This window comes from Pseudomonas aylmerensis (assembly GCF_001702265.1).
Lineage (GTDB): Bacteria > Pseudomonadota > Gammaproteobacteria > Pseudomonadales > Pseudomonadaceae > Aquipseudomonas > Aquipseudomonas aylmerensis.
Window position 1 is genome coordinate 230,384 of the sequence record NZ_MAUE01000045.1, and the last position, 20,113, is coordinate 250,496.

Consider the following 20,113-nt stretch of genomic DNA (forward strand, 5'->3'; position numbering starts at 1 on the left):
GGTTCAGCGCCTAGACTTTGCCGATCTTCAGTACAGGAATAGCCCGTGACCTCCATTTTCTGGTACGACTATGAAACCACCGGCATCAACCCGCGCAATGACCGCCCCCTTCAGGTAGCCGGTATCCGTACGGACCTGGACCTCAACGAAATCGGCGCGCCGGTCAATCTTTATTGCCAACCCAGCGACGATATCCTGCCACATCCCGCCGCGTGCGCGATTACTGGCATTACCCCGGCAATTCTCGCGGAAAAAGGCCTGGCCGAGGCGGACTTCATGACTCGTGTACACGCCGAACTGGCCGCCCCAGGGACCTGCGGTGCCGGTTACAACACCTTGCGGTTTGACGATGAAATGACGCGCTACAGCCTGTATCGCAATTTTTTCGACCCTTATGCGCGCGAGTGGCAGGGCGGTAACAGCCGCTGGGATTTGATCGACGTCGTTCGCACCGCTTACGCCCTGCGCCCCGAAGGTATCGAGTGGCCACAACAGGACGGGCGCGTCACGCTCAAGTTGGAGCGCCTGACGGCTGCCAACGGCATCGATCATGGCCAGGCGCACGACGCGTTGTCCGACGTGCGCGCCACGATTGCGCTGGCGCGGCTGGTGCGTGAAAAACAACCGAAGCTCTACGAATGGCTGTTCCAGTTGCGCAGTAAACAGCGGGTGATGGACCAGGTGCGCCTGTTACAACCCATGGTCCATATCTCCGGGCGCTTTTCCGCCGAGCGTCATTACCTGGGCGTTGTACTGCCGCTGGCCTGGCACCCGCGCAATCGCAATGCGTTGATCGTCTGTGACCTTGGGCTCGACCCCCAAGGGCTGCTGGACCTTGATGCCCAGGCCTTGCGCCAGCGCCTCTACACCCGGCGTGACGAGCTTGCCGAGGGCGAATTGCCGGTGCCGCTCAAGTTGGTGCATATCAATCGTTGCCCGGTGGTCGCCCCCCTGAATGTGCTGAGGGCTGAAGATCGAGAACGCCTGCACTTGGATATGACTGTTTATCAGGAACGGGCGCTGCGGCTAACTGACGCACAGGAACTTTGGCGCGATAAGTTGGCGCTCATTTATGCCGAGGAAGATTTTGCCCCGAGTGCCGACCCTGAACAGCAGCTTTATGACGGTTTTATCGGCGATCGTGATCGACGTTTATGTGAACAAGTCCGGGCAGCCGAGCCTGCGCAATTAGCACGCCAGCAGTGGCCTTTTGATGATCAGCGTTTGCCTGAATTATTATTTCGCTACCGTGCACGTAACTTCCCCGAGACCTTGAATAGCGAGGAGCAACAACGTTGGAAACTTTTTTGTCAGCAGCGTTTGTCCGACCCTGAATGCGGGGCTCCGAATACCCTCGAAGCATTTAAGCAGGCCCGGCAGGAGTTGGCTGTAAGTGCTACACCGTTTCAGTGTGAGGTGCTGGAGCTGTGGCAGCAATATGCCGATGATTTGGCCGCCCGGGTAAATGTGTAGTCCGTTTCATGGAGAACCTGCAGACAATAAAAAACGCCAGCAAGCTGGCGTTTTTAATGTGTCGCGGATCAGGCGCAAGCCTGGCGAAGCTTAGCCCAGCAGGGTAGCCCAGCCTTCAACCACGTCACCGCCCCACTTGGCTTTCCACTCTTTCAGGGTTTTGTGGTTGCCACCTTTGGTTTCAATCACTTCGCCGTTGTGCGGGTTTTTGTATTGTTTGACTTTGCGAGCACGCTTGGTACCGGTAGTTTTCACGGCGCCACGCGGTGCTTTAACTTTCGACTCTGGATCCAGCAGTGCGATGATGTCACGCAGGGATTTGGAGTATTCGCCCATCAGGGTGCGCAATTTGCCTTCGAATTCCAGCTCGGTTTGCAGTTTGTCGTCTTGGGACAGGTTCTTCAAACGGGCTTGCAGCTCTTTGATAGCTTCTTCGGTGGCACGGTATTCGTTGATCAGAGACATGTGGACTACCTTATGTAGAGCGCTGATTGACAGGGACAGTGACCTAATAATAGTCAGGCGGTTTGCCCAAGTAAACATTTAAGCGTGCATTTATGTGAATTGCGTTGAATGTTTTTAACAAACCTACGCAATCGAGTTAATTACTAGGTCGTAGACCTTAAGGTAATGGCCTGACAAACCGTGGAAGAATCCAAGGTGACGCAGTAGATTCATATTAAGGTGGTAAAACCTTAGGCGATTAAGGGGCAAGGGCCAGGCCGGCGATCAGAATAAGCGTTAACGAATACTGCAGTTTTCCTGCGCAATCGCTAGAATGGCGGCCTTTGCGAAGTTCTGGAGTTTTCCCCTAATGCGCACTTTTCGGCTGGTGATTGCTTGCCCGGACCGGGTCGGCATCGTTGCCAAAGTCAGTAACTTTCTGGCTTCCCACAATGGCTGGATTACCGAGGCGAGCCATCACTCGGATAATCTCAGCGGTTGGTTCTTCATGCGTCACGAAATCCGTGCCGACACGCTGCCGTTTGGTCTCGAGGCTTTTCGCGAGGCCTTTGCGCCGATCGCCGAAGAGTTTTCGATGACCTGGCGCATCACCGACACCGAGCAGAAAAAACGCGTGGTGCTGATGGCCAGTCGTGAGTCCCATTGCCTGGCGGACCTGCTGCACCGCTGGCACAGCGACGAGTTGGACTGTGATATTGCCTGCGTTATTTCCAACCATGACGACCTGCGCAGCATGGTCGAATGGCATGGCATCCCGTACTACCACGTGCCGGTCAACCCGCAGGACAAGGAGCCGGCGTTCGCCGAAGTGTCTCGCCTGGTCAAACAGCACGATGCCGATGTCGTGGTCCTGGCGCGCTACATGCAAATCCTGCCGCCGGAACTGTGCCGCGAATACGCTGGCAAGGTGATCAACATTCACCACAGTTTCCTGCCATCGTTCGTCGGTGCCAAGCCGTACCATCAGGCTTCCCTGCGTGGGGTCAAGCTGATCGGCGCAACCTGCCACTACGTCACCGAAGAGCTGGACGCCGGCCCGATCATCGAGCAGGACGTGGTGCGTGTCAGCCACAGCGACAGCATTGAAGACATGGTGCGCTTCGGCCGCGATGTCGAGAAGATGGTGCTGGCCCGAGGGCTGCGCTACCACCTGGAAGACCGCGTGCTGGTGCACGGCAACAAGACCGTCGTGTTCTGATTGACGCGTTGTGATTGAAGAATGAGGGGCCTGGGCGTTAAATCGTCCCAGGCCCTTTTTTTTTGCCTGCCGTTGAGGATTTTGACCATGAGCGATCCACTCGATAAAGCCACCTCCAAGGCGCCTGCTACCTTGGGCGAAGGCTGTCTGAGTCGCTATGACCCGGACGCGCTGGATGCGGAGGACGGTACCGACTTTCCTGGGGCCGCCCAGTTGTGGGAGCAGTTGCAGACCCCGGACGCGCCGCCTGGGCCCGCTGAAAAAGACGCTTGAGCAAAGGCTTGCCAACCATCAGTAGAAATACCGGCCCGCCGGCCAGCAGATAAAAGTAATACGTTACGGCCCGCCAGATCAGGATTGCCGCCGCTGCCGTGGATTTGCCGACCATGGGCGCCAGTAACGCTGCCGAGGTCAATTCCGCAGCCCCCGCCCCGCCAGGCAGCAGGCTGAATTGCCCGGCCGTCAATGAAAGCATCTGGATCAGAAAGCTCCAGGCCCATTGCACATCCCCGCCCAATCCGCGTAACGCCAGATAGAGCACGCTGTAGCGCAGGGTCCAGTGCGCGCTCGTGAGAAAAAATACGCTTATCAACGTAGACCAAGGCAATTTCAGCGTGTCGGTGAATGCCGCCAGGAAGCGCAACAGCCTGCGCGCCCAGCGTCGACGAACCTTTGGGCGCACCCGTAGTTGCTTGAGGACCGCGCCCGTCAGGCGGATGGCCTGGCGGTGAAAGCGCACCAGCAATACGCCACAGAACAGCCCACCCACCATCGACACAGCGCTGAGCTCCAGCAGCCATTCCAGTCGCGGGTTCAGGGTGTGGAAAAGGGCATACAGCGCAATGCCCGTCAGTGCGCATAAAAAGAACAGCAAATCGCTCAACTGGTCCATGGCAAACACCGCGCTGCCATGGGCTGGTCGTATGCCGTTGCGCGCGAGCAACGCCATCAAGGTCAGTGGGCCGCCACTGCCACCGGGGGTGGCGCACATGGCGAACTCGGTCGACATCACGACACCGAGGCTTTTCGCACGGCTGAGTTGGCCGATGTGCTCACCCAGCAGCAGGCGCAGGCGCAGGCTGTTGATCACCCAGCACACTACGATCATGGCGAACATGGCCAGTAACAGTTGCCAGGGGAATTGCACCAGGCGCGCCACGGTTTCACCGCCGCCCAGCCACACCGGAATGATCAGCGCGACGATCAGCGCCAGCAACAGCCAGAGCAAGCGGCTCATGGTTGGGAAGCCAGCCAGGCCACTTTGGTCATAGGCGTGCGACCCGCGTCCAGCAGGCGTTGCAGCGTTTCGAGCCAATAGCGGCGGGAAAAGTCATGGCGCATGTCCACAGGATGCAGGCCCAGGCGAATCACCGGGGCGTTTTGCCAGCGTTGCTCGCGGCGGTCGCTGAGGATTTTGGACACGCCCCGGCGCCAGCTGCTGCGCGCACTCCACACCATGCCGGGAGCCGCCACCGGGGTGAAATCCGGCAGCCGATACAGGTGTTGCGGATCACTGGTGTAGCTCAGGGGTAATTGGCGCAAGGCTTCACGGGTGCCTGGGCTCATCAACCAGGCCGGGGCGACGAAGCCGTGGAGGGGCCAGTGGTTTTCGCGAAATACCTCGATACCTTTATGCAGACGTTCCAGGGCTTGGGCTTCTGACAGCTGGTAAAACTCACCTTCGTGGGTATAGATGCGTCGCATGAACCAGTCTTTTGGCGTGCGTGGCGACGGTTGGTCGTCGCTATGGGAGTAGCCATGCAGTGCCAGTTCATCGCCCCTGGCGACGCGGCTGTCGAGCAGTCGCCGAAACTCGCCTGCGGCGGGCAAGGCATCCTGATGATGAAAGTCCGGCACCACCAGCCAAGTGATAGGCACCGCGCCCAGCGCGTCCACCGCTTCGACGAAGGGGCGGTAGTCGACCCAGTTGTGCGGCGCCACATCGTGCAATACCAGCAAGACCGAACGCTCAGCCATGGCAGAGCATCGGCTTGTGGGTACCGAGTACCGCGCAGTAATGGCCGAGCAGGCTGTCGACCACCGTATCCCACGCGTAATGGTGTTCTACATGCCGCCGGGCCTGCGCACCCAGGCGTTGGCTGTCGACGCTGAATAGTTCGCGCACCGCGTCGGCCATCGCCTTGGGATTGTTCGGCGTGCACAGCAGGCCACAGCGCTCGTCGACAATTTCATTGAAGGCCCCGGCGGCCACGGCGATTACCGGGATACCGCAGGCCATCGCTTCGAGGATGACCAGGCCAAAGGTTTCCTGATCGCCGCCATGCAGCAGCGCATCGGCGCTGGCCATCAAACGCGCGACATGTGCGGCCGGGCGGAAGCCGTCGATCACCGTAACGTTGTCCGGCACGCTCGCGGGCATGCCAGATCCGACCAATAGCAGGTGGTAGCCATCGCCCAGGCGCTTCATGCAGTTGAGCAGCACCGGCAGGTTTTTCTCCTTCGAACCGCGCCCGGCGAAGATCAGCAGGCGCGTGTCTTCACTGATCCCCAGTTCGGCGCGCAAGCCGGGATCGCGGACCTCGGGTGTGAAGGTTTGCAGGTCCACGCCCAACGGCTGAACGAAGACGTTCTTCACGCCAAGCCCGGTGAGTTTGTCGGCCATCACCTGGCTGGGAGCCAGTACCCGGTCAAAATTCCCATAGAGTTTGCTGACATAGGCTTCAACGTTCGGGGTAAACCACGGCCCCATGCGGTTGCTGACCAGCAACGGCAGATCGGAGTGATAAAAGCCGATGACCGGTACATCCAGCTGGCGCCGAGCATCCAGTGCGGCCCACGCGGTGAGATAGGGATCGCCGACTTCGATCAGATCGGGCTGTAAATCGTGCAGGACGTTTCGCCATGGCGCCAGGCGCAGCGGGAATCGATAGCCTTTGCCGAAGGGCAGGGCGGGGGCCGGTACCTGGTACACCCCATCCTGTTCGCTTAAGTGGGCGCCGGGGATCAACAGGCTGTGCCGAATGCCGGGCTTGAGCGTCAAGCGTCGGTGCTTGGCGTCCAGATAAGTCCGCACGCCGCCGCTGGCTGGGGCGTAGAACATGGTTATGTCAGCGATATGCACGATGAACATCCCTCCGATCCATTGCTCTCCTTAACGTGGACCTGAGGTAAGGATAGATGTTCGATCGGGATGAGTGTGTCGTCGCAGACAACGACCACGCAGGAGCGGGCAAGCCCGCTCCTGCAGGGGTTGGAGGATTTCTGTCAGATCCGGAAGCTGCCAACCAGTTGTTTCAGCCTGGCCGCCTGCTGTTCGAGGTCGGCACAGGCGCGCAGGGTCGAGTGCAGGTTTTCCACACCCTCCTGGTTCAGCGTGTTGATCTCGGTAATGTCCATATTGATCGACTCCACCACCGAGGTCTGTTCCTCGGTCGCAGTGGCCACCGACTGGTTCATGCCATCAATCTCGCCGATGCGCTGCGTCACGCTGTTCAAGCGCTCACCGGCCAGGTTGGCGATTTCCACGCTGTCATTACTGTGGCGCTGGCTTTGGCTCATGGTGCTGACCGAGTCGCGGGCCCCGACTTGAAGCTCCTCGATCATTTTTTGCACTTGCTGTGCCGATTCCTGGGTGCGATGCGCCAGGTTGCGCACTTCATCGGCCACCACCGCAAAACCACGGCCAGCCTCGCCTGCGCGGGCGGCTTCGATGGCCGCGTTGAGGGCCAGCAGGTTGGTTTGCTGGGAAATGCTGGTGATGACCTCGAGAATCTGGCCGATATTCACGGTCTTGCTGTTGAGCGCTTCGATGTTGCCGCTGGAGGCGCTGATCATCGCCGACAGCTCAGTCATCGCCTTGATATTGCGCTCCACCACCTGTTGGCCGTCCTCGGCCAGGTGCCTGGCGTCGCTGGCCTGGCTGGAGGCCTGTGCGGCATTGCGCGCGATTTCCTGGGCGGCGGCCCCGAGTTCATTGATGGCGGCGGCCACACTGTTGGTGCGGTTGGCCTGTTCATCGGAGTTGACCATCGAGGAGTTGGACGCGCTGACCACCCGCAATGCCACTTCATTGACCTGTTCGGTGGCCGAGGACACTTCGCGGATCGATGTGTGAATCCGCTCCACGAAGCGGTTGAACGCGTTACCCAGGGTGCCGAACTCGTCGTTGTTCTGGATCTCCAGGCGGCGGGTCAAGTCACCTTCGCCGTCGGCAATGTCCTGCATGGCGCGGGTCATCACGTGCAGCGGTTGCAGGAGTACGCGGATCAGCATGCCCAGCAGGGCGATGATGATCACCACCGCAATGATCGTCGCGATCACCGCCGAAGTGCGGAATTCGCTGAGCATGGCGAAGGATTTGTCTTTATCCACCGAAATACCCAGGTACCAGTTCACCGAGGGCAGGCCCTTGATCGGGATGAAGGTCACGATGTTGTCTTTGCCGTTGGCCTCGACTTCGCTGAAATCGCTGCTGATTTTCGGCGTGTTTTTTGGATACACATCGGCCAGGGTTTTCATCACCAGGTCTTTGTTCGGGTGCACCAGCACCTTGCCGTCGGCACTCACCAGGAACGCATAGCCTGTGCCGCCGAAGTTCAGCGCGCCAATGTTATCCACCAGGGTCTGCAGGCTCAGGTCGCCGCCGACCACGCCGATGCTCTGGCTGCCCCGGTTGCTTGGGGTGGCCACGGAAATGATCAACTTGCCGGTGGCGGCATCGATGTAGGGCTCGGTCAAGGTCGAGCCGTTGCTGCTCTGCGCACCTTTGTACCAAGGCCGCACGCGCGGATCGAAGCCGTCCGGCATCTTGGTGTCGGGGCGGATGGTGAACGCACCCTTGCTGTCGCCGACGTACGTTGCCATGAAGGCGCTTGTCAGTGCTTTCTGCTCCAGCAGGCTGGCGACCACAGATGGTTCGGGGTTGGTGGCGATGTTCTGTGCGGCGTTTTCCACCAGGGCGATGCGCCCGTTCAGCCAGGTCTGGATGTTGCTGGCAGTGACATTTCCCATCTCATGCAGGTAATTGTTGAGATTGTCGCGAATGGCGTTGCGCTGCAGGTAGTCGTTGTAGAGGGTAAACACCGCGAACGCGGCGATGACGATAAGGGAGGCTGCAAGCAGGATTTTGTGGCTGAAACGCAGATTTTTATTCATGGCTTGTAGGGTCCGCTAAGGTCTTAATATCCGAAGCGCGTCCTTATGGGAGGCGCAAAATGGCAGCGTCAAAAAAGGTGTGATACTTCTTGCGGTAGCGCTAAGGGTCCCTGTAGGAACTATCTGACCTATTTTTGGACTTTGTGGGTCTCACACTTGCCTGTATCGACCTGGCGACACTAAAGATTAACCATGGGTGACGAAATGCCTGACTCCTCGCAACTCCTCATTGGCGCAGACCTGTCTGGCCAGCCGATTGCCCAGGCCATGCGCCTGGCCAACCGTCACGGGCTGATCGCCGGCGCTACCGGCACGGGCAAGACCGTCACATTGCAACGCCTGGCTGAGGCTTTCAGTGACGCGGGCGTGGCGGTGTTTGCCGCGGATATCAAAGGCGACCTGTGTGGCCTGGGTGCGGCGGCGAACCCCCAGGGTAAGGTGGCTGAGCGGATCGCCGGGATGCCGTTCCTCCATTACACGGCCAAGGCCTATCCGGTGACGTTGTGGGATATCCACGGGCAGTCCGGTCATCCGTTGCGTACGACCATCAGCGAAATGGGGCCGTTGCTGCTCGGCAGTTTGCTGGAACTCACCGACAGCCAGCAGTCGGCGCTTTACGCGGCCTTTAAAGTGGCCGACCGCGAAGGCTTGTTGTTGCTGGACCTCAAGGACCTCAAGGCACTGCTCAACCACCTGCGTTATCACCCGGAACTGCTCGGCGAAGACGCAGCATTGATGACCACCGGTTCCAGCCAGGCCCTGTTGCGGCGCCTGGCGGTGCTGGAGCAGCAGGGCGCGGAGGCGTTGTTCGGCGAACCGGCGCTGCAGCTTGAAGATATCCTGCAGCCCACGGGCGACGGGCGCGGGCGCATTCATCTGCTGGATGCCAGCCGCCTGGTGCATGAGGCGCCGAAGGTGTACGCGACGTTCCTGTTGTGGCTGCTGGCGGAACTGTTCGAGCAACTGCCCGAACGCGGTGATGCGGACAAACCGCTGCTGGCGCTGTTTTTCGATGAGGCGCATTTACTCTTCGCCGATACGCCCAAGGCCTTGCAGGACCGCCTGGAGCAGGTCGTGCGACTGATTCGTTCCAAAGGCGTTGGCGTGTATTTTGTCACCCAGTCGCCGGGCGACCTGCCGGACAGCGTGCTGGCCCAGCTCGGCCTGCGCATCCAGCATGGCTTACGGGCGTTCACCACCAAAGAGCAGAAATCCCTGCGCGCCGTCGCGGAGGGTTTCCGGCCAAACCCGGCATTCGATGCCTTGGCGGTGTTGACGGAGTTGGGCACGGGTGAGGCCTTGGTGGGCACCTTGCAGGAAAAGGGCACGCCGGAAGTCGTCCAGCGTGTGCTGGTTGCGCCGCCGCAATCGCGGATCGGACCACTGAGCGAGGCCGAGCGCGCCGCGCTGGTCGCCAGTTCACCGCTGCTGGGGCGCTACGACAAGCCGATCGACCGTGAGTCTGCCTACGAAGTGTTGATGGCGCGCAAGGAGCTGGGGCCGACCGAAGAGGCCAAGCCCGCCGCCGAGGAGCCGAGCTTTACCGACAAGGCCGGCGCGTTCCTGGGGACCACGGCAGGCAAGGCGCTGAAATCGGCCATGCAGCAAGCCGCCAATCAGATGGGGCGGCAGCTGGTACGTGGGTTGTTGGGCTCGTTGCTGGGCGGCAGCAAGCGCAAATAACGGCTCAGGCCTTGGGCTTGGCGTGGGCGGCCAGGCGCTCAAGCGCAGCGCGCAGGCCCGGGTCGCTGATGCCGTCGGCCGTTGCCTGAATGGTTTCGGCGGCATTGGCCGACAAATCCATGGTATGCCCCACCGCGCCTTGCTGGACGGTGGGCGGTTGCACCTTGAACTGGATGCGCATCAGGCTGGCGAACTCATCAAACGCCATCAATTGACGCTGCAGGCGTTTTTGCTGATAGCGCAAACGGGTCGCCCAATGGCCGTCAGTGACGATTAAAAGCAAATTGCCTTCACGCCAGGACGCCACATGACAATGTTCACGTGCGGCCGGTTGCAGTTGGCTTTCGAGCAGGCGTTGCAAATGGCCCAAGCGTTGCGCGTGGCCAAAGATGGCTTTCAACGGCTTGGCTTCGCGAAGCAACACGCCGGGAGCGCGGGCTGTAAGAGGGCGAAATGCCATGATTAGACACCTTAAGTAACAGAGCCGCCATCTTAGCAGAAAGCGTCTGCACGCCCCAGGCAATGCATCGCCGGGGCCGTGCCCGGCAAATCAATAGGTAACTTCTGCATCCGATGGGTTGAAGTTCCGCCAAAAGCCCTTATTTTAAACAAGCCCTCTCACAGCCCCATGCCAGCATCGGGGAACAACGCCACTTTCCTCACCCACGAATCCGGGTAGAATGCGCGTTCGCATGCGGCCGTGAGGGCTGCTCGGGCCACTGACGGTGCGCCCTCCATCCCTATGTGTGGAAGAACCTGCCGATATGTTTGCGCCTTTGTTAAAGAAACTTTTTGGAAGCAAGAATGAGCGCGAAGTCAAACGCATGCTCAAGACGGTGCAGCTGGTCAATGCCTTCGAAGAGCAGATGGTTGCCCTTTCGGACGAGCAATTGCGCGCCAAGACCGAAGAGTTCAAGGCCCGCATAGCCAAAGGTGAAACCCTCGACAAGCTGCTTCCCGAAGCCTTTGCGGTCGCCCGTGAAGCCGGTAAGCGTGTCATGGGCATGCGCCACTTCGACGTCCAGTTGATCGGTGGCATGACCTTGCATGAAGGCATGATTGCCGAAATGCGTACCGGTGAAGGCAAGACCCTGGTGGCAACCCTGGGCGTTTACCTCAACGCACTGTCCGGCAAGGGCGTGCACGTTGTGACGGTGAACGACTACCTGGCTCGCCGGGACGCCAACTGGATGCGCCCGCTGTATGAATTCCTCGGCCTGACCGTCGGCGTGGTAACGCCGTTCCAGCCGCCGGAAGAGAAGCGCGCCGCCTACGCTGCCGACATCACCTACGGTACCAACAACGAATTCGGTTTCGACTACCTGCGCGACAACATGGCGTTCAGCATGGAAGAAAAATTCCAACGCGAACTCAACTTTGCCGTGATCGACGAAGTCGACTCCATCCTCATCGACGAAGCCCGTACCCCACTGATCATCTCCGGCCAGGCCGAAGACAGCTCGCGCCTGTACACCGAGATCAACAAGTTGATCCCGCGCCTGGAGCAGCACATCGAGGAAGTGGAAGGCGTGGTGACCAAAGAAGGTCACTTCAGCATCGACGAGAAGACCCGCCAGGTCGAACTCAACGAAGCCGGTCACCAGTTCGTCGAAGAGATGCTGACCCAGATCGGTGAGCTGGCCGAGGGTGAAAGCCTGTACTCGGCACACAACCTGGGCCTGTTGACCCACGTTTATGCCGGCCTGCGCGCCCACAAGCTGTTCCATCGCAACGTCGAGTACATCGTCCAGGACGGCCAGGTTGTGCTGGTCGACGAACACACCGGTCGTACCATGCCGGGTCGTCGCCTGTCCGAGGGCCTGCACCAGGCCATCGAAGCGAAGGAAAACCTCAACATCCAGGCCGAAAGCCAGACGTTGGCGTCCACCACCTTCCAGAACTACTTCCGTCTGTACAACAAACTGTCCGGCATGACCGGTACGGCTGACACCGAAGCGTTCGAGTTCCACCAGATCTACAACCTGGCCGTCATGGTCATTCCGCCGAACAAGCCTCTGGCGCGTAAAGACTTCAACGACCTGGTGTTCCTGACTGCCGAAGAGAAGTACGCGGCAATCATCAACGACATCAAGGACGGCATGGCCCAGGGCCGTCCGATCCTGGTGGGTACCGCCACCATCGAGACTTCCGAGCACGTGTCCAACCTGCTCAACAAGGAAGGCATCGAGCACAAGGTCCTCAACGCCAAGTTCCACGAAAAAGAAGCCGAGATCATCGCCCAGGCCGGTCGCCCAGGCGCACTGACCATCGCCACCAACATGGCCGGTCGCGGTACCGACATTCTGTTGGGCGGCAACTGGGAAGTGGAAGTGGCCTCGCTGGACAACCCGACCCCTGAGCAAATCGCCCAGATCAAGGCTGACTGGCAGAAACGTCACCAGGCCGTGCTGGAATCCGGTGGCTTGCAGGTGATCGCGTCCGAACGTCACGAATCGCGTCGTATCGACAACCAGCTGCGTGGTCGTGCCGGCCGTCAGGGTGACGCCGGTTCCAGCCGCTTCTACCTGTCCCTGGAAGACAGCCTGATGCGTATCTTCGCCTCGGACCGGGTGAAGAACTTCATGAAAGCCCTGGGCATGCAGTCCGGTGAAGCGATCGAGCACCGCATGGTGACCAACGCCATCGAGAAAGCCCAGCGCAAGGTTGAAGGCCGTAACTTCGACATTCGCAAGCAGCTGCTGGAGTTCGATGACGTCAACAACGAACAGCGTAAAGTGATCTATCACATGCGTAACACGTTGCTGGCCGCCGACAACATTGGCGAGACCATTGCCGATTTCCGCCAGGACGTGCTCAACGCCACCGTCAGCGCACACATCCCGCCACAATCGCTGCCTGAGCAGTGGGATGTCGCCGGCCTGGAAGCGGCGTTGAAGAGCGACTTCGGTGTCGACTTGCCGGTCCAGCAGTGGCTCGACGAAGACGATCATCTGTATGAAGAAACCCTGCGCGAAAAACTGATGGCCGAATTGCTGGCCGCGTACAACGAGAAAGAAGAGCAGGCGAGTGCCGAAGCACTGCGCACCTTCGAGAAGCAAATCGTTCTGCGCGTGCTGGACGACCTGTGGAAAGACCACCTGTCGACCATGGATCACCTGCGTCACGGTATCCACCTGCGTGGCTACGCCCAGAAGAACCCGAAGCAGGAGTACAAGCGCGAGTCGTTCACGCTGTTCTCCGAGCTGCTCGATTCGATCAAGCGCGATTCGATTCGCGTGCTGTCCCACGTTCAGGTGCGTCGCGAAGACCCGATCGAGGAAGAAGCTCGCCTGCGTCAGGAAGCCGAGGCACTGGCGGCGCGCATGCAGTTCCAGCACGACGAAGCGCCGGGCCTGGAAGCCCCTGAGGTGTTGGGCGAAGAGGTCGATGTGGCCCTGGCTCAAACCCCGGTGCGCAACGAGCAGAAGCTGGGCCGCAATGAGCTGTGCTGGTGCGGTTCGGGCAAGAAGTTCAAACACTGCCACGGCGAAATCAACTAAGATTTTTGCCTGACGCTGCAACACCTCGCGCCGCGACCGGCTTTTGCCGTCGCGGCGTTTTGCCATTAATTTCACCGTCGATCGCGACGGCACAGACATCACCTATTTTTAAGGAGCGCATTCATGGCTGTTGGTCTTGGTCCTTTGCCCACATTGCACCCGGTTGCCGGTTTTGAGCTTGGTATCGCTTCGGCCGGCATCAAGCGCCCAGGGCGCAAGGATGTAGTGGTGATGCGCTGTGCCGAAGGCTCGACTGTCGCGGGTGTATTCACCCTCAACGCCTTTTGCGCTGCACCGGTGATCCTGGCCAAGCAACGCGTTGCCGGCCCGATCCGTTACCTGCTGACCAACACCGGGAATGCCAACGCCGGTACCGGCGAGCCGGGCCTGGTGGCCGCTGCACGTACCTGCGCCAAGCTGGCCCAGTTGACCGGCGTGGATGCCAGCCAGGTGCTGCCGTACTCCACCGGTGTGATCGGCGAGCCGCTGCCGGTGGAAAAAATCGAAGCAGCCCTGCAAGCCGCGCTGGATGACCTGTCTGTGGATAACTGGGCCGCGGCGGCGACCGGCATCATGACCACCGACACCCTGCCAAAAGGCGCCAGTCGCCAGTTCGTGCACGATGGCGTGACCGTCACCGTGACCGGCATCAGCAAGGGTGCAGGCATGATCCGCCCGAACATGGCCACCATGCTCGGCTACATCGCCACCGACGCCAAAGTCTCCCGCGACGTGCTGCAGCGCCTGATGCTGGACGGCGCCAACAAGTCGTTCAACCGCATCACCATCGATGGCGATACCTCGACCAACGACTGCTGCATGCTGATTGCCACCGGCCAGGCCAACCTGCCGGAAATCACCTCTACCGAAGGCCCGCTGTTCGCTGCCCTGAAGCAGGCCGTGTTCGAAGTGTGCATGGACGTGGCCCAGGCCATCGTGCGCGACGGTGAAGGTGCGACCAAGTTCGTCACAGTTGAAGTCAACGGCGGTGGCAACCACCAGGAATGCCTGGATGTCGGCTACACCGTGGCCCACTCGCCGCTGATCAAGACTGCGCTGTTCGCTTCCGACCCGAACTGGGGCCGGATCCTCGCCGCCGTCGGCCGTGCCGGCGTGCCGGACCTGGACGTGAGCAAGATCGACGTGTTCCTCGGCGACGTGTGCATTGCCAGCCATGGCGCCCGCGCCGAAACCTACACCGAAGCCCAGGGCTCGGCGGTGATGCAGCAGGAAGAAATCACTATCCGTATCGAGTTGGGGCGCGGCGCGTGCAGCGAAACCATCTGGACCACTGACCTGTCCCACGAGTACGTGAAGATCAATGCGGAATACCGCACCTGATAGCAAAGAGGAAAGCGCGGTGAAACGAGTGCATGTAGCAGCAGCGGTGATCCGCGGTGTCGATGGCAGGATCCTGCTCGCGCGCCGTGCCGATACCCAGCATCAGGGCGGCCTCTGGGAGTTTCCCGGGGGCAAGGTGGAGGCCGATGAGTCGGTCGCCACCGCGCTGTCGCGCGAATTGCAGGAAGAGCTGGGTATCCAGGTCACCGCGGCGCGGCCGCTGATCAAGGTGCAGCACGACTACCCGGACAAGCAGGTGTTGCTGGATGTCTGGGATGTCTCGGCGTTTACCGGCGAGCCTCATGGTGCCGAAGGGCAACCGTTGGAGTGGGTGGCCCCGCGGGATTTGCTCAACTATGAGTTTCCCGCAGCGAACGCGCCCATCGTGACTGCTGCGCGCTTGCCGGCCGACTACCTGATCACCCCGGGCGAGCTGGAAACCCCGACGTTGCTGCGCGGCATCCAGAAAGCCATCGCTGGCGGCATCAAGCTGATCCAATTGCGTGCACCCAACGGCTACGACCCTAAATACCGTGATCTGGCGGTGGATGCGGTGGGCCTGTGTGCGGGCAAGGCGCAACTGATGCTCAAGGGGCCATTTGAATGGCTGGGGGATTTCCCAGCAGCCGGTTGGCACATGACTTCGGCGCAGCTGCGCAAGTACGCCAGTAAGGGGCGGCCACTGCCGAAGGATCGCTGGTTGGCAGCCTCGTGCCACAACGCCGAAGAGTTGGCGCTGGCAGAAATGATGGACGTGGATTTTGTCACGCTGTCGCCCGTGCAGCCGACTCAGACGCATCCTGATGCCCAGCCTTTGGGTTGGGAGCAGGCGGCAGAGTTGATCCGTGGGTTCAGCAAGCCGGTGTTTCTGCTGGGCGGGGTAGGGCCTGCGGAGCGGGAACAGGCTTGGGAAGCCGGGGCTCAGGGTGTGGCTGGAATTCGGGCGTTCTGGCCGCAGGTTTGATCCTGTTCTGACGGGCCTCTTCGCGAGCAAGCCCGCTCCCACATTCGATCGGATTCCAACGCTGGAGTGCATTCAAATGTGGGAGCGGGCTTGCCTGCGACAGGGCCAATCAGGCGCTAAATAATCATCAGTGTGGCTTCGCCGCAGCCTGCCACAGAATCTCGGCTACCCCCTGGCGCTTGGCGATTATCCTGGCTGCCACAAACAGCAAATCCGACAGCCGATTGATATACGCCAAACCCACCCCCTCCAGCGGCTCCATCGCATTCAGGTGCTGACACCGCCGCTCCGCGCTGCGCGCCAGGCTACGGCACACGTGGGCCTGAGCGATCAACGCCGAGCCACCGGGCAAGATAAAGTTTTCCAGCGGCCCGACTTCCTCGTTCCAGCGATCGATCGCTGCTTCCAGCCGATCCACCTCTGCTGCATTCAGCGCCTTGTAAACCGGCATGGCCAGTTCACCGCCCAGGTCAAACAGGCGATGTTGGCACGGGCTCAGCACCTCGATCACCTCCTTGAGCGCCGGGTGCTGGCCGCTCTGCTCTTCCAGGCTGGCGAGGAGCAAACCCAACTGGCTGTTGAGCGTATCGACTTCGCCAATCGCCTCCACGCGCGGGTGGTCCTTGGGCACGCGGCGGCCATCGCCGAGGCCGGTCTCGCCCTTGTCGCCAGTGCGGGTGTAGATCTTCGACAGGCGAAAGCCCATGGTCAGTGCTCCAGTTCGGTTAGTTCGTAAGGTGGCAGTTGGCTGCCGGCCAAAGGCAGGCGCAGGGTGAAACAGGTGCCTTGGCCGAGGGTGGAGTGCACTTCCATCTGGCCCTTGTGGTTGTTGGTGATGATGAAATATGACACTGACAGCCCGAGCCCGGTGCCCTGGCCGATTTCCTTGGTGGTGAAGAACGGCTCGAAGGTCCGTTTGCGCACGTTTTCGCTCATGCCGATGCCGTTGTCTTCGACCTGGATCTCCGCCCACGGCGGGTTGAGGCGCGTGCGCAGGATGATGCGCCCCGGCTCGCTGTCGTCTTCGCGCAGGTGAATGGCCTGGGCGGCGTTCTTCAGCAGGTTGAGCAGCACTTGTTCCAGCTCGTTGGCCGTGCCGGGTACCGGACCCAGTTGCGGGTCGAACTGGCGGATGATGGCCTGGCCCTTGAAGTCGAAGCCGATGGTCAGGTCGAAGTCGTTGCCGGCAATTTCCACCGCCTGGTCGATCAGCGCCGGTAGATCGCAAGGCGCCATCTGTCGGTTGCTGCGGCGGCTGAAGCTGAGCATGTGGGTGACGATCTTCGCCGCCCGCGCTCCGGCTTGCTGGATGCCGTCGAGCAGTTGCGGCACTTCGCGACTTTGCAGGTAGCGATTGACCCTCTCCAGCTCGATGCCCACCTGTTCGGCATGCTCGAGGTTCTTGGGGAGATCGGATGACAGCCGGCGGCGAATGTTCTGCACGTTGTGCAGGATTGCCCCCAGCGGATTGTTGATTTCGTGGGCCATGCCGGCAGCCAGGCCACCCACGGAAAGCATCTTCTCCGACTGCACCATCATTTCTTCCAGGGACAGGCGCTGGGTGATGTCGTCGATACGGATCACCACGCCGCGCCCGGCACCGCCGGTCAGCGGGTAAAAGGTCAGGGCGTAGTGCTTGGGCTCGTCGTCCTTGATCCAGGTGACGCGTTCGATGCGCTCCACCGTGTGTTGTTCGACCGTGGCCTTGATCTGCGGCAGGTACGGCTTGAGCGGTTGGAAGGCCAGGTAGATCGGCTGGTTCAAGGCTTCATCCAGGCGCGTGCCGGAGAGCGCGCTGGCTTCCTGGTTCCACTGCGTGACGTAGAGCTGCTCGTCCAGGGCGATCAGCGCCGACGGCATCGAGTCGATGATGCTGTTCAGATAATTCTGAAAGCCGGTGAGCTTTTTCTCGATCTTGCTGCGAACCTGGACTTCCAGTTCGAGCTTGCGGTTGGTGTGGCGCGTCTCTTCGGCCAGGCCCTGTGCCTGATCGTAGGCGGCCTGGGAGTCGTCGCGCGCGCGCTTGAGCTGTTGCTCGCGGGCTTCGATGCGCGACAGCATGGTGTTGAAGGCTTCGGCGAGGCTGCCGATTTCATCGTGGTTGCCGCGCCCGGCGCGCAGGGCGTAGTTCTCTTCGCGGGTGACCTGGCGTGAAAGTTCTTCCAGTTCATGGATTGGCCGGGTGATCAGGCGTTTGATTTGCCGGGCGATGACCAGCCACAGCAGCACACTGAAAATCAGGATGCCCAGGCTGGCCGTCAGCGTGCCGGTGTAGAAGGCCACCGGCAGTTCGCTGCTGGCCACCAGCAGCAGATGCCCTGATGGCTGGCCTGCGCGGGGCAGGGTGATGATCTGGTTACTGCGAAATTCAGTGACCCGCCAGGCCTCGATATGCCGGTAGTTGTCCGGCAGGTGCAGGCGGTCGCCGTGTTGCATCTGCGCCAGGCGGTTGCCCTCGCCGTCGTACAGCGCTGCGGCGCGCAACGGCGAATAGCTGGTCAGCTCATTCAGCAGCGCGTCGGCTTTAGCGGGGGATTCGAGGGCTTCGGCGGCGAGGGCCGGGTTGGACACCAGCCGGCCGATGGCCTGCAGGGCCTGGGGCGCCATGCTTTCCTGCGAGATCCAATAGGCGGCGCTGATAAAGGTCAGGTTGGCCACCAGCAATACGGTGGTCAGCAACACCAGCAAGGCGGCGAGCAGTTTCTGCCCGACCGGTAGGTTTTCTAGACGCTGGCGCAGCGGCATCAGGGTTTTCCCAGGTGATAGACAGGCGGGCAGGGTAGCGCGTGGCTCAGTCGCGGGGCAATCCGCGTGCAAGCAACTGGTCGACCAGGCGTACCTGCAGTTGTTGCACATGGGGCAGGTTCAACTGGTGACGTGTTGCCGCCTGGCAAGCATAGCCCAACAAAAAGCTGATTTCGGTACGGCGCCCGTTGGCCACATCCTGGTACATGGAGGAGTAATTCGCGGCGGTGGCCTGGATCACGCGCTCGACTTCGTGCTGCAGGTCCAGCGCGGCAGCCGGTTGGCCGCAGCATTCGAGCAGTTCGCCGAGTTCGGCGCACAAGGTTGCGACTTCACATTGATGGCTCTGCAGTTCGCCGTTGCGGCACTGGTACAGCACGGTCAGCGGGTTGATCGCGCAATTGAGCGCCAGTTTGCGCCACAGGCGCGTAAGAATGTCGGTGCTCCATTCGTGGGGGATGCCGGCAGCGTGCAGGTCATCCAGCCACAGCGGCGGGGTCGGCTGGCTCACGTCGCCCAGCCAGGTGTAGCCATGGCCGGCGAACACCACGCGCCAGTCGCCATCGCGGAACGCACCCTCGGTGCTGGAGGCAAAGATACAGCGAGCCTGGGGCAGTTGCGCGGCCACCGCGTCCTGGCTGCCGAGGCCGTTCTGCAACAGGATCAGCTCCGCGTCGGGTGCCAGTCGGTGCTGCAGCTGTGCGACGGCGCTCTGGGCGTCGTAGGCCTTGCACGCCACCAGCAGACGATGAATCGGCTCCGGACTGTGGGGCGTTTCTGCGCTGACCGGGTAGGTATGTGCTACGCCGTGTTCCACCAGGGTCAGCCCTTTGCTCGACTGATAGCTCGCCAGGCGTGCTTCATCACGCAGGATCAACCGCACGGGCACGCCGGCGCGCGCCAGTCGGGTGGCCCAGAGTGTGCCCAGGCTGCCGGCGCCGAGAATATGCCAGGTGGTCGACATCAGTTTTTGCTCCGTAGGATCGCTCACAGTGAACGGGACGAAAGAACCGCTATAATGCCCCGGCATTTTAGCTCGGGCGCGCTCCATCTCTACTGAGCCCGCCCCTTATATTGGAGATATGACATGCCTTCGTTCGACGTGGTATCCGAACTGGACAAACACGAAGTCACCAACGCCGTCGAGAACGCCGTCAAGGAACTGGACCGTCGCTATGACTTGAAAGGCAAGGGCAGCTTCGAATTCAAGGAAAAGGAACTGACCGTCAACCTGACCGCTGAAGCCGATTTCCAGCTGGAAGCGATGATCGAGATCCTCAAGCTGGCCCTGGTCAAGCGCAAGATCGACGTGCAGTGCCTTGAAGTCAAGGACGCCTACGCCTCCGGCAAGCTGATGAAGCAGGAAGCCGTGCTCAAGGAAGGCATCGACAAGGAGCTGGCGAAGAAGATCGTTGCGCATATCAAGGATGCCAAGCTCAAAGTCCAGGCCGCCATCCAGGGCGAGCAGGTACGCGTTACCGGCAAGAAGCGTGATGACTTGCAAGAGGCGATTGCTGCCTTGCGTGCGAAAACCTTCGATATGCCGCTGCAGTTCAATAACTTCCGCGACTGATGGCCCCTTGGGGAACCTGCGGGGGTTTTTGACGTCCCACGCCCCAGAACCTGCGC

General features: G+C 60.8%; 16 protein-coding genes and 1 pseudogene. 7 read left to right on the forward strand and 10 right to left on the reverse strand.

All coding sequences use genetic code 11. The features are described 5' to 3' along the window. Window positions 1–45: 45 nt before the first annotated feature. Window positions 46–1,473, forward strand: coding sequence for an exodeoxyribonuclease I (gene sbcB / locus BBG20_RS26805; RefSeq protein ID WP_065908794.1), 1,428 nt, complete (start codon window positions 46–48; stop codon window positions 1,471–1,473). A 90-nt stretch (window positions 1,474–1,563) separates the two neighbouring features. On the opposite strand, the gene mvaT is transcribed toward sbcB, so the two are convergent. After that, complete coding sequence (mvaT, locus tag BBG20_RS26810; RefSeq protein ID WP_005790963.1) at window positions 1,564–1,938, reverse strand: histone-like nucleoid-structuring protein MvaT; 375 nt, start codon at window positions 1,936–1,938, stop codon at window positions 1,564–1,566. Window positions 1,939–2,287: 349 nt separating this feature from the next. Here mvaT and purU point away from each other — a divergent pair, with 349 nt between their 5' ends. After that, entirely contained in the window at window positions 2,288–3,136 is an 849-nt protein-coding gene (gene purU, locus BBG20_RS26815) for a formyltetrahydrofolate deformylase (protein ID WP_065908795.1), read from the forward strand. Between the two features lie 127 nt (window positions 3,137–3,263). Here the strand turns inward: purU and BBG20_RS26820 are convergent, their stop codons facing one another. The 5 genes and pseudogenes from BBG20_RS26820 to BBG20_RS33605 all read right to left on the reverse strand — a co-directional run. Then, window positions 3,264–4,373, reverse strand: coding sequence for a lysylphosphatidylglycerol synthase transmembrane domain-containing protein (locus BBG20_RS26820; protein WP_065908797.1), 1,110 nt, complete (start codon window positions 4,371–4,373; stop codon window positions 3,264–3,266). After that, window positions 4,370–5,113, reverse strand: a complete 744-nt coding sequence (locus tag BBG20_RS26825; RefSeq protein WP_065908798.1) for a DUF2334 domain-containing protein — start codon at window positions 5,111–5,113, stop codon at window positions 4,370–4,372. Before BBG20_RS26825 ends, BBG20_RS26820 begins: the two co-directional genes overlap by 4 nt. After that, window positions 5,106–6,227, reverse strand: a complete 1,122-nt coding sequence (locus BBG20_RS26830) for a glycosyltransferase family 4 protein (RefSeq protein WP_065908800.1) — start codon at window positions 6,225–6,227, stop codon at window positions 5,106–5,108. The genes BBG20_RS26825 and BBG20_RS26830 overlap by 8 nt, the downstream gene beginning before the upstream one ends. Window positions 6,228–6,361: 134 nt before the next feature. Then, entirely contained in the window at window positions 6,362–7,126 is a 765-nt protein-coding gene (locus tag BBG20_RS33600; RefSeq protein WP_404940356.1) for a methyl-accepting chemotaxis protein, read from the reverse strand. A gap of 93 nt (window positions 7,127–7,219) precedes the next feature. Beyond that, window positions 7,220–8,251, reverse strand: a pseudogene (locus BBG20_RS33605) (HAMP domain-containing protein); the annotation flags it as partial. Between the two features lie 204 nt (window positions 8,252–8,455). On the opposite strand from BBG20_RS33605, the gene BBG20_RS26840 reads away from it, so the two are divergent. Then, window positions 8,456–9,934 (forward strand): helicase HerA-like domain-containing protein, encoded by a 1,479-nt coding sequence (locus BBG20_RS26840; RefSeq protein ID WP_065909853.1) that lies wholly within the window; start codon window positions 8,456–8,458, stop codon window positions 9,932–9,934. A 4-nt stretch (window positions 9,935–9,938) separates the two neighbouring features. Here the strand turns inward: BBG20_RS26840 and BBG20_RS26845 are convergent, their stop codons facing one another. Continuing rightward, window positions 9,939–10,394 (reverse strand): DUF721 domain-containing protein, encoded by a 456-nt coding sequence (locus BBG20_RS26845; RefSeq protein ID WP_065908804.1) that lies wholly within the window; start codon window positions 10,392–10,394, stop codon window positions 9,939–9,941. A 304-nt stretch (window positions 10,395–10,698) separates the two neighbouring features. Here BBG20_RS26845 and secA point away from each other — a divergent pair, with 304 nt between their 5' ends. The 3 genes from secA to BBG20_RS26860 all read left to right on the forward strand — a co-directional run bounded on the left by secA (window position 10,699) and on the right by BBG20_RS26860 (window position 15,739). Next, a complete protein-coding gene (secA, locus tag BBG20_RS26850; protein ID WP_065908805.1) occupies window positions 10,699–13,434 on the forward strand; it encodes a preprotein translocase subunit SecA in 2,736 nt (911 codons plus the stop codon). A 123-nt stretch (window positions 13,435–13,557) separates the two neighbouring features. Continuing rightward, window positions 13,558–14,775, forward strand: a complete 1,218-nt coding sequence (argJ, locus tag BBG20_RS26855) for a bifunctional glutamate N-acetyltransferase/amino-acid acetyltransferase ArgJ (protein WP_065908808.1) — start codon at window positions 13,558–13,560, stop codon at window positions 14,773–14,775. 19 nt (window positions 14,776–14,794) lie between these two features. Beyond that, on the forward strand, window positions 14,795–15,739 hold the full coding sequence (locus BBG20_RS26860) for a Nudix family hydrolase (protein WP_065908810.1): 945 nt from the start codon (window positions 14,795–14,797) through the stop codon (window positions 15,737–15,739). A gap of 127 nt (window positions 15,740–15,866) precedes the next feature. On the opposite strand, the gene BBG20_RS26865 is transcribed toward BBG20_RS26860, so the two are convergent. From BBG20_RS26865 to BBG20_RS26875, 3 genes are read right to left on the reverse strand one after another with little or no spacing between them, the layout of a single operon-like run. Next, entirely contained in the window at window positions 15,867–16,445 is a 579-nt protein-coding gene (locus BBG20_RS26865; protein WP_065908812.1) for a cob(I)yrinic acid a,c-diamide adenosyltransferase, read from the reverse strand. A gap of 2 nt (window positions 16,446–16,447) precedes the next feature. Continuing rightward, on the reverse strand, window positions 16,448–18,484 hold the full coding sequence (locus BBG20_RS26870) for a sensor histidine kinase (protein WP_065908815.1): 2,037 nt from the start codon (window positions 18,482–18,484) through the stop codon (window positions 16,448–16,450). 46 nt (window positions 18,485–18,530) lie between these two features. After that, a complete protein-coding gene (locus tag BBG20_RS26875) occupies window positions 18,531–19,448 on the reverse strand; it encodes a putative 2-dehydropantoate 2-reductase (protein ID WP_065908818.1) in 918 nt (305 codons plus the stop codon). Window positions 19,449–19,571: 123 nt separating this feature from the next. Between BBG20_RS26875 and BBG20_RS26880 the strand changes: the two genes are divergently transcribed. Continuing rightward, a complete protein-coding gene (locus tag BBG20_RS26880; protein WP_003193880.1) occupies window positions 19,572–20,057 on the forward strand; it encodes a YajQ family cyclic di-GMP-binding protein in 486 nt (161 codons plus the stop codon). Window positions 20,058–20,113: the final 56 nt, after the last annotated feature.